Here is a 10137-nt window from a genome sequence, read left to right on the forward strand (position 1 = left end):
ATGACCCATGCCGCCGCCGGCGGAGATCGTGGGGCATCATCCGGCTGATGGGGCGGCCGGGTGTCGGGCCGGGGAGATGATCCCGATGGGCATGCCACGGGTCGCTTGCGCAGTCCTGGGTGCACTGGCCCTGGTAGTCGCGGTTATGGCAACGACGGGCTCAACCAGAACCGCCGCAGCGGTCGCCTGCGGGGACCTCGCGACGGTGCATGGCAGCCCGTCCAAGGTCGCCGTCCTTATGCTGGAAAACCGTAGCTACAAGGCCGTAATTGGCAATGTCAGCGCGCCGTTCCAGACCAGCCTGGCCAGCCAGTGCGGGTCCGGTACCGCCATGTTCAGTGCCACCCACACCTCGGCGGCCAATTACCTGGCCACCTCGGCCGGGCAGTTCCCCCCGGCCAGCCCACCAGGTTGCGGCAGCGTCCACGCATGTGCCGACGCGTCGTCCAACCTGTATTCACAGCTCGATGCCGCGGGGCTGAGTTGGAAAGCCTACGAGGAGGCCATGCCGGCGCCGTGCGCCGCGAATACGAGCGGCAATTACAAGATTGGCCACAACCCGCCGATCTTCTATTCGGCAGTCGGGTCGGCAGAATGCGCGGCCAAGGACGTTCCGGTAGCCGATTTAACCGCTTCAACCGGCGCGTTCGCCAATGACATTCAGGGTGGCGCGCTTCCGAGTTTTAGCTGGATCACGCCTAGCTTGGCATATGACGGGGAAGGCGCAGGCGGGGCAGCGGCCGCCCTGCAGGCAGCGGATACGCACCTGCAGCAGACGCTGAGCTTGCTGCAAGCTGGTCCCGACTACCAGTCCGGCCAGCTCACCATCTTTGTCACTTACGACGAGGGCACCGGAACGGATGCCGCCACCGGCGAAGATTGTACGAACCAGTCGTTGGACTTGCCCGTGAACAACGGCGTTAGTGCCCACCACGATTCCTGCCATGTGCCGCTCCTGGTACTGAACCGGTTCACGCCGGCCGGAAACGACGGGTCGTTCTTCGACCTCTACTCGATTACCAAGACTGTGGAGCAGGTGTTTGGCCTGCCGTTGTTGGCGCATGCCGGCGACCTGCAGACGCCCAGTCTCATCGGCCACTTCGGCCTGACGGCGGGCCAGCCCTGGCCGACACCGACGGGCACACCCACGCCGACCGATACGCCAAGTCCGACCCCGACCCCGAGCCCGACGCCATCACCGACGCCGACTCAGCCGGCAGGGTTGAGCGCGTGTGGCAATCCAGTGCCGGCCAACCCCGCGCCACCGCGCCACGTCATCGTGCTGTACATGGAGAACGAGAGCCAGTCGAACATCATCGGTAACGCCAGTGCTCCGTACCAGACGAAGCTGGCGCACGATTGCGGCCAGGCGAGCAACATGTTTGCCATCTCGCACCCGTCGCTGCCCAACTATCTCGCCGCTCACTCGGGCAAGGAGACGCTCGGCACCTTTCATGACTGCACGCCGAACTTCTCAACCGGATTCTGTACGTCGGCGGATGACAACATCTTCCACCAGGTGACGGCGGCCGGCCAGAGCTGGCGCGGGTACGCCGAGGATATGTCGTCCAACTGTCAGCTTCTCGACAGTCCCACCGGGAGCGGCCTCAACTACGCAACGCGGCACAACCCGGCAACCTACTTCACCGACCTGCGCAGCGACTGCGCGAAATTCGATGTCCCGATGGGCAGCATCGCCACCAAGATGGGCCAGTTCTACACCGATCTGGCGGCGGGCAATATGCCGACCTACACGTTCATTACGCCGAACCTGATCAACGACGATCACAACTCGGATATCCAGACGGGCGACAATTACCTGTCGCAGCTGATCCCGCTCATCGTTGCGGGCCCGAACTACCAGGCCGGCGACACAGACATCTTCCTCACCTACGACGAGGGCAAGGGCACCGACAAGGTGACCGACGAGAACTGCGCCGATCAGACCAAAGACCTGGCCGGCCAGCAGCCTTCGTGCAATATCGCCTTCACCGCGGTGGCACCGTATGTCGCTGCGGGCACGGTGTCGGCCGGGTTCTGCACGCTGTACTGCCTGACAAACACCGTGGAAAACCTGCTGGGTCTGCCGCTGCTTGGCCACGCGGCCGACGCAGGCACCCGCAACCTGACGGCGGATTTCAATCTCTCGCCGGGCACGGGTGTGCCGCCGACGCCGACCCCCACGCCGACACCAACCCCCACGCCACCGCCTGGCCCGACGCAGTTCGTCGGCAACCAGAGCGTGGAGGCCACGCTGACCGGTTGGACCGGGTTGTTCAACAGTTCGTCGGCTAGCAGCCGTGTCTCCGGCGGCTTCGACGGTTCGTGGAGCCTGCGCTCGACCAACAACACGACGGGGACGGCGGCCTGTGGGTTCGTCGACAAGCCGCATTGGCTCGATGGCTCCGCAGGCAGGGCCACCGTCGCCGGCGCCTCGTATGCGGGTTCGGTCTGGGTGAAACCGGATATCGCGGGACAGAAGGTCAGCCTGTTCCTGCGAGAGCTGAGCCCGTCCGGTGCGACGGTCGGTTCCAAGACCGTCACCCTGACCACACGGAGCACCGCCTGGGCCCAGGTGACAAACGCCTACACCGCGGCAGGGTCCGGTGACGCCTTGGCGTTCTACGTCAGTACGCCTGGCGCACCGGCCAAGGGCGGCTTCAACGCCGACGCGATGAGCGTGACTTCGTCGAGTTCCTAGCTTCCGCTCCATCCCGACTAAGGCAGTCCGTCCCGCAGATAGGGATTCCTGCTGATGTGGGGTGCCTCCTCAGACGCGCATCGTCGTAGGTGTCAGAACGGCACCAGTAAGAGGAGTCACCATGTGGATGCTCGGATCGTTCACCCAGGCCGAGGCCGAGGTCGCCTACCGTCGCGAGCGGATAATCGCCGACTTCGCACCGCGGACGCGCAGCCGGAGCAACAGGTCCCATCGCGGGGTCCGTGCCGCAGGTCGGCGTAGCCGTCCCGCGGCCGCCCAGCCCGCCCACCAGGCCGCAACCTGCTGACCTGTCGACACCGGTGGCGACGTCGACAGCAGAGCTCCGATCGCGAACGGCCGCGACAACGTCGGACCCGTTCGCGATGATGGACTGCATGCCGCCCGAGAGCACGCTGAGCCCCCTGGTCGGGCGAGCCGAGGAGATCGACCGGCTCGCTGACCTGGTGGGGCTCGGTCGTGCGCCCGGCGGCGCGGTGGTGCTCGGCGGCGACGCCGGGGTGGGCAAGAGCCGGCTGCTCGCCGAGTTGCGCGACCGCGTGCAGCACGGCGGATGGCGGGTGCTGGTCGGGCACTGCCTTGACTTCGGCGATAGCGCGCTGCCCTATCTGCCGTTCAGCGAGGCGTTCGGTCGGCTCGCCAATGACGAGCCCGCGACCGCGAAGAACCTCGTCGAGACGAGCCCGGCGATCGGGCGGTTGCTGCCGTCCCGGCGGCTGCTGGCCGACACCGCCGATAAGCCCGCGACCGACCGCGCCGAGTTGTTCACGGCGGTGCACGCCGGGTTGAGCGAGCTGGGCCGGATCGCGCCACTGCTGCTCATCGTCGAAGACGTGCACTGGGCCGACCAGTCCACGCGGGAGCTGCTCACCTTCCTGTTCACCCGGCAGTTCGATGCCCCGGTCGCCGTCGTCGCGTCCTACCGCAGCGACGATCTGCACCGCCGCCACCCGCTCCGCGCGACACTCGCCGAATGGGGTCGGCTGCCCGCCGTCACCCGGCTGCATCTCGACCCGCTGGGCGGCGCCGACCTGCGCCGACTGGTGCAGGCGCTGCACCCGGAGCCGCTCCCGGAGCACGAAGTACAGCGCATCCTCGAGCGCGCCGACGGAAACCCGTTCTTCGTCGAGGAGCTGGTCGCGGCCGCCGAGGCGGGCGATGGCTGGCTCCCCACCGAGCTGGCCGACCTGCTGCTGGTGCGTCTCGATCAGCTCGACGACGATGGCCGGCTGGCCGTGCGCGCCGCGTCCGTGGTCGGTCGCCGCGTGCCGCACGACCTGTTGGCCCGCGGTTCGGACCTGTCCACCGCCGCGCTCGACCGGGCGTTGCGGGCCGCGGTCGAGGCCAACGTGCTGGTCGCCGTCGGCTCGGACGGCTACGCATTCCGGCACGCGCTGCTGGCCGAGGCGGTCTACCAGGACCTGCTCCCCGGCGAGCGGGTGCGGCTGCATGCCGCCTACGCCAAGGCGCTGATAGCCCGGGAGGCCGACGGCACCGCTGCCGAGCTCGCCCGGCATGCCCGTGCGGCCCACGATCTCGTCACGGCGACCCGCGCCAGCGTTCAGGCCGGCGACGAGGCGATGATGGTCGGCGGTCCCGATGAAGCAACCCGTCACTACGAGCTCGCGCTCGAACTCCTCGCCGAGCCCGATGTCGCCGCGGCGGTCGGGGACAGCCCGGACGGGATCGACCCGGTCGCGCTCGCGGTCCGCGCGAGTGCCGCCGCGGCCGCGGCCGGACACGTCTTCCGCGCGCTCGCGCTCGCCGAGGACCAGCTGCATGCCCTGCCCGCCGATGCTGCGCCGTTGGACCGGGCCCGGCTGCTCTACGCGCTCGCCAGCTCGGCCCTGCTCGCCGACACCAGGCACGATCTGCTGGCGCTCACGACCGAGGCGGTCGCGCTGGTGCCCGCCGAGCCGCCGACCGCGTTCCAGGCGCAGATCCTGTCCGTGCACGCCCGCGCCAATCTCGACCGCGCCCGCGACGAGGACGCCGCCCGCTGGGCCGGCGAAGCATTGAGCATCGCGCGCCGACTGGGGCTGCCCGACGTGAGCGCCGACGCGGCCACCACGCTGGCCCGGATCGACGAGCGCGCCGGGGATCCGGAGGCCTCGCAGCGGGCACTTGTCGAGACCGTCGCCGCGGCGCGGGCGGCCGGTGAGGTGGCCGCCGAGCTCCGCGGGTTGTTCAACCTCGGTGGCCTGCACTACGAGTTGGGCCGGGTGCCGCAGGCCGTCGATGTCTATCGCGAGGGATGGCAGCGCGCCGTCGAGGTCGGCCGGCCGTGGGCGCCGTACGGGATGGACGCCCGGGCCATGACCGCGGTCGTCGCCCTGGTCAACGGCGACTGGCCACTCGCCGCGGCGAGTGTCGACTTCAGCGGCGAGTCGCCTCCCGGACAGGCCGAGGCGATCCTCGACGCGATCGGCATGGAGATCGCCGCCGCCCGCGGCGATATCGATGGCCTTGACGCATTGCCGCGGCTGCAGGGCTGGTGGCCGAAGGACGGTCTGGTCGCCATCTTCAGCGGTGGTGCAGCCATCGAGCTGCTCGGCCAGCGGGGCGACCTCGCCGCCGCCGAGGCGATGTACGACGACATCGTCGCGAGCGTGGGCGGGCTGTGGCAGCAGCCGATGTTTTCCGGGCGCATCCGGCTCGGGGCCCTCGTGCTCGGTCACCTTGCGACGGCGGCGTCCCGCGGCGGTGTCGAGGAGCGCGCCGATCTTGCGAAGCGAGGGATCGAGCTGGCCGAACGGACCACGACGGTCGCGGCCGACATGGAGTGCCGGGGTCGTCGTCGTGGGCCGGAGGGTGATGCGTGGGTCGCGCGCGCCACCGCAGAGGAGGCGCGGCTGCGTTGGCTGTCGGGACATGACCCCGTTCCGGAGGAGCAGCTGGTCGAGGAGTGGCGCCGTGCCGTCGCGGCGTTCGAGCGGTTCGGCCATGTCTACGAAACCGCGCGATCGCGCGCCCGGCTCGCCGCAGTGTTGCGCGCGACCGGACAGGCGGCGGAGGCCACCGAGGAGATCTCCCGCGCCCGGGAGGCCGCGACGAGGCTCGGCGCTCAATCCTTGCTGGCCGAGCTGCGGACTCTCGCCGGCCCCGGCGCGCCGACGTCGCGGACCCCCGCCTCGCGACGCGACGAGCCGCTGACCGCGCGGGAGAACGAAGTCCTGACGCTCGTGGCCGAGGGCCGCAGCAACCGCGAGATCGCCCAGCAGCTCTTCATCAGCGCCAAGACGGTCAGCGTCCACGTCTCCAACATCCTGGCCAAGCTCGACGCCGCCGGGCGCACCGAAGCGGTCGCCGTCGCGCGTCGCCGCGGCCTGCTCGTCTGAGCGTGGTCGGTGCTCCGGCGCTGTCGCGTCGTGTTGGCCAGGGCCACGCCGAGCAGCGCGACGGCCCCGCCGACGAGTTCGAGCGCGGTCGGCCGCTCGCCCAGCCAGACGAATGCGACGGCGACGGCCACGGCCGGGACGAGGTAGAGGCTCGCCGTGGCCTGGCTGATGTCGAGGCGGGCGACGGCGTAGGCCCAGGTCAGGAATCCGATGGCCGACGGCACGACGCCGAGGTCGCCGGTCTTCGGGAGCAGATCGTCGGCCGGGTCTCCATCGCCGCCTTCCCCTCGGCCGCGGCCGCTCTCCTTCCGGGCGTGTGGTCGACGCTGACGGCGGAGGCGCCGTACGTCGAGCCGCAGCTGGTGGAGATGGAGCCCGAGGAGAGCCTGCCCGCGGTGGTGCACGGCGAGGTCGATGTCGCCGTCGCGCACGAGTACGACCTGCTGCCGCGCCCGCTCGACCCGGCGTACGAGCGACGTGAGCTGCTGACCGACCCGGTGCTCGTCGCCGTACATCGCGACCATCCGGCAGCGGATTCGACGGTCGTCGACCTCGGATGCCTGAGTGCCGAGGCGTTCCTCGCTCCGCGAACGCACACCAGCTGTGCCGAGATGACGCTGCGGGCCTGCGCCCAGGCGGGCTTCGTCCCGCACGTCGCTGCCCGCGCCGAAGCGCGCCACCCGTCAGCTGTTCACCGTCAGCCGCCGCGGCGGCGACCGCACACCGGCCGTCCGCGTCGTCCTCGACGAACTCACCGCGGTCGCCGCGCGGGCCGAGGTCAGCGGGTAGCGCCGGACCCGAGCCCGACCGCGGATCGCTGTGCCCTTGCTCCGCTCAGCGACGCAAGGGCACAGCGGGCGGACTACCGGGCGGTCCGGTCCGGATAGCTGCCGATGTAGTCGTAGTGACCGTTGAGACTTCCGGGTGCCGGACGCACCGGCGCCAGCGCGTCGATCGGGTGCAACGTCTGCGCCATCGTGATCGCTCCGGCCGGGGTGAGCACTTCGGCCGGGACGCCGCGCGGCGCCGTTCCCTGCTCCACCCACGACATCGCCGGGGTCAGGAAGTCGGCCAGGTTGATGGACTGGTCCGGTCCGAACAGGCAGTGGTTGCCGCCCGGAACCATGTACAGCCGGGAAAATCTCTGACTCGCGGCGAACCCACCGGACGCGCGTTCCACCGCGCCGTAGTAGTCGAGCGTGGACCACGGCGAAATGGCCTGGTCCGCCCAACCGTGGTAGAGGATCAGCTTGCCGCCGTGCGCCGCGAAGGCGCGCAGGTCGGGGTTGTTGGCGTTGTAGATCGCGCTTCCGAGCAGGTTGAGCCGGTGGAACAGCGAGTCGGTGAAACGCACGTCGGCGAGGGTGAAGCCGGCCGGCGGGTTGTGCACGAAACCCATGTACTTCAGATAGTTGAGCGCGAGTTGCGCGGACAACGTGTCGCCCGGCGCAGCGGCGTCATCCGCCGGTTGCACGAACTGCCCCTGCCACGCCAACTCCGAGCCGTAGGGTTCACCGCCGTTGAACAGGCTCCGTCCCCGCCTATCAGTGGCCCCGCGGTAGGCGTCGCGTACGGCGCGGACCTGCGGGGGAGTGAGGCACCCGTCGCTGTCGTTTCCTGGTGCGCATCGCAGCGATGCGGGATCGAAGCCGCACCGGCGCGGATCGGTGATGAGTCCGGCGGAGTTGGCGCACCGTGCCATGACTGCGGCGTGCAGTGCGGGAAGCTTCTCGGCGGTCAGGATCTGGTGGCCGTTTGAGTCGGTGTTGATCCGGGCCAGCCAGGCGGCTGCGATGCCCAGCGGCGCGAGGTTGCTCGCGGGTGCTCCGGCCACGATCCCGTCGAAGTCGGTGGGGTAGCGCTGCGCGAGCATCAGCGCCTCGCGGCCGCCCGTCGAGCATCCGTCGAAGTAGGAGTACGTCGGCGAGCGCCCGTAGTACCCGGCGATCACGGCCTTCGCCAGGTGGGCGAGGCTGTGCTCGGAGGTCAGGCCGAATACGACCCGCAGCGCCGGGTCGTCCTTCGCCCAGGACCCGTCGGTCGCGTCGGCCGACGTATGTCCTTCGTCGTCGCCGGCGAGGACCAGGGTGCCGTCATCCGCCGCCTTGCACACGTAGCCGGCCAGTGGTGGGTCGGTCAGTGCGCGTTGCACCGACCCGCAGTACGACTGGCACCCTTCCTGCACGTAGCGCCCACCCCAGGTGCTGACCGGAAGCTTGATCTCGAAGCGCGTGCGGGGCGCGGTCACGCCCTTGACGTCGCAGAAGGCGATGGTCTTCGTGCCGATCTTGTCGGTGACGACGGCGGCCGAGGAGATCCTGCTCGGCGCGTCCGGCACCCGGCTGACGTCGAGCCCGGCCACCGAGGCGCAGGTCCTGCTCGGCGTGATCGAGGCCGGTGCCGGCGTCGTCGCGCCGGCCGGTGACACCGTCGCTGCGACGAGCGCACCGGTCGCGACGATCAGTGTGATGAGCAGTGCTCTCATGGGATTCCTCTCCGGATTGCGGTCGAGGCCTATTCCACGGCGGGCCGGGCACCCGGTGGTAGGGCGTGGAGTCGGGTTCGCGACCGACGAAGGGAGGTGGTGGGTGGGGGAGATGCGACTTTCGTCGGTTCCGGCGCCCTGTCCGGTTGTCGGAGGTCTCGGCTATCGTCCGAGAGGTGCGTGGTCCGACGGGTCCGCGACGGCAGAGGTGGGATGACGATGACGGAGACCGCGCCGACCCGCGTGATCGAGCCCGAGGCCGGCGGCTCCGGGCCGCCGGTCGCCCCCGAGATCCGGCTCGACGAGCACCGCCGCGAGCTCACCGGCTACTGCTACCGGATGCTCGGCTCGGTGCACGACGCCGAGGATGCCGTGCAGGAGACGATGGTGCGGGCGTGGCGGGGGCTCGACCGCTTCGACGGCCGATCCACGCTCAAGTCCTGGCTCTACCGCATCGCCACGAATGTCTGCCTCGACGCGCTCGGCGGCCGGAAGCGCCGTGCGCTGCCGGTCGACCTGACGACGCCGTCGCCGCCGCTGGCATCGCTGCTCGGTGAGCCGCGAGCGGGCAGCGCCTGGGTCGAACCGGTCCCGGACGAGCGCATCAGCACCAACGGCGACCCGGCCGATGTCGCCGTCGCCCGCGACTCCGTCCGGCTCGCCTTCGTCGCCGCACTGCAGCACCTGCCGGCGCGGCAGCGCGCCGTACTCATCCTGCGTGAGGTGCTGCGCTGGCGCGCGGAAGAAGTCGCCGAGCTGCTCGAGACGACCGTGGCCTCAGTCAACAGCGCGTTGCAGCGGGCCCGCGCGACGATGGCGTCCTGCGACGCCGACTCCCGGCCCGTCGACGCGATGGACGACGGCCAGCGGGAGCTCCTCGCCCGCTATGTCGGCGCCTTCGAGCGTTACGACATGGAGTCGCTCGTGACGTTGCTGCACGAGGATGCGACCCAGAACATGCCGCCGTACGAGATGTGGCTCGAGGGACGCGACGACATCGTCGCGTGGATGATCGGGCCGGGATATGAGTGCCGCGGGTCGCGACTGCTGCCCACGACCGCGAACGGTTGCCCGGCATTCGGGCAGTACCGCCCGAGCGGTCCGGGTGGGCGGCACGAACCGTGGGGCCTGCACGTCCTGGAGATTTCGCGGGGGAAGGTCGCCCGGCTCACGGTGTTCCTCGACACGAGCCTCTTCCCGCTGTTCGGCCTGCCGCAGCATCCCGACGACTGAGCTCGCGTCACCGGGCGGTCTCCTCGACGGCGACGACGTCGCCGAGTCCCACCAGGACGAGCAACTCCTCAAGCGTGCGCGCGGCGTGGACGAGGCGCAGCCGGTGCCCGCGGCGCCGGGCGACGAGGTGCAGCCGGGCCACCGCGTCGACGGCGGCGAGATCGGGACATGCCAGCGCCCCCACGTCGCAGACGACGCCATGCACCCCGTCGGCGGCCAGGAGCAATTCGAGTCGCCGGCACAGTGCGCAGGCGTCGCCGGGGCTGACCGGTGCACCGAGCACGACGACGATCGTGCCGTCGAGCCCGACCGGTCGCGCCGATCGCCAGTCGACCGCGCACATCCCGACCTCCCACCCTGGC

7 protein-coding genes are annotated in these 10137 nt (G+C 70.2%); 5 read left to right on the forward strand and 2 right to left on the reverse strand.

Annotated features, from left to right (window positions below; all coding sequences use genetic code 11):
• Positions 1-7: 7 nt before the first annotated feature.
• From VGH85_17545 to VGH85_17560, 4 genes are all read left to right on the forward strand, one after another.
• Positions 8-2701 (forward strand): alkaline phosphatase family protein, encoded by a 2694-nt coding sequence (locus VGH85_17545; protein ID HEY2175615.1) that lies wholly within the window; start codon positions 8-10, stop codon positions 2699-2701.
• A 121-nt stretch (positions 2702-2822) separates the two neighbouring features.
• Positions 2823-3008 carry a hypothetical protein gene (locus VGH85_17550; GenBank protein HEY2175616.1) on the forward strand — a complete coding sequence of 62 codons (186 nt, stop codon included), beginning with the start codon at positions 2823-2825 and terminating at the stop codon, positions 3006-3008.
• An 88-nt stretch (positions 3009-3096) separates the two neighbouring features.
• Positions 3097-6057 carry an AAA family ATPase gene (locus VGH85_17555; protein HEY2175617.1) on the forward strand — a complete coding sequence of 987 codons (2961 nt, stop codon included), beginning with the start codon at positions 3097-3099 and terminating at the stop codon, positions 6055-6057.
• A gap of 2 nt (positions 6058-6059) precedes the next feature.
• Complete coding sequence (locus tag VGH85_17560) at positions 6060-6944, forward strand: LysR substrate-binding domain-containing protein (GenBank protein ID HEY2175618.1); 885 nt, start codon at positions 6060-6062, stop codon at positions 6942-6944.
• Here the strand turns inward: VGH85_17560 and VGH85_17565 are convergent.
• Positions 6920-8542, reverse strand: a complete 1623-nt coding sequence (locus tag VGH85_17565; protein ID HEY2175619.1) for a tannase/feruloyl esterase family alpha/beta hydrolase — start codon at positions 8540-8542, stop codon at positions 6920-6922. The two genes, VGH85_17560 and VGH85_17565, sit on opposite strands and share 25 nt — an antisense overlap.
• Positions 8543-8761: 219 nt before the next feature.
• On the opposite strand from VGH85_17565, the gene VGH85_17570 reads away from it, so the two are divergent.
• Positions 8762-9775 carry a sigma-70 family RNA polymerase sigma factor gene (locus tag VGH85_17570; GenBank protein ID HEY2175620.1) on the forward strand — a complete coding sequence of 338 codons (1014 nt, stop codon included), beginning with the start codon at positions 8762-8764 and terminating at the stop codon, positions 9773-9775.
• A gap of 7 nt (positions 9776-9782) precedes the next feature.
• On the opposite strand, the gene VGH85_17575 is transcribed toward VGH85_17570, so the two are convergent.
• Positions 9783-10137 (reverse strand): STAS domain-containing protein (locus tag VGH85_17575; GenBank protein ID HEY2175621.1); only part of this gene is annotated, 355 nt, incomplete at its 5' end.

The organism is Mycobacteriales bacterium (assembly GCA_036497565.1).
GTDB lineage: Bacteria > Actinomycetota > Actinomycetes > Mycobacteriales > QHCD01 > DASXJE01.

Excerpts from the sequence above, each read along its gene's own strand:
- VGH85_17570 (HEY2175620.1), top strand. The coding sequence starts at position 8,762 with ATGACGGAGACCGCGCCGACCCGCGTGATCGAGCCCGAGGCCGGCGGC.
- VGH85_17555 (HEY2175617.1), top strand. The coding sequence starts at position 3,097 with ATGCCGCCCGAGAGCACGCTGAGCCCCCTGGTCGGGCGAGCCGAGGAG.
- VGH85_17565 (HEY2175619.1), bottom strand. The coding sequence starts at position 8,542 with ATGAGAGCACTGCTCATCACACTGATCGTCGCGACCGGTGCGCTCGTC.
- VGH85_17545 (HEY2175615.1), top strand. The coding sequence starts at position 8 with ATGCCGCCGCCGGCGGAGATCGTGGGGCATCATCCGGCTGATGGGGCG.
- VGH85_17550 (HEY2175616.1), top strand. The coding sequence starts at position 2,823 with ATGTGGATGCTCGGATCGTTCACCCAGGCCGAGGCCGAGGTCGCCTAC.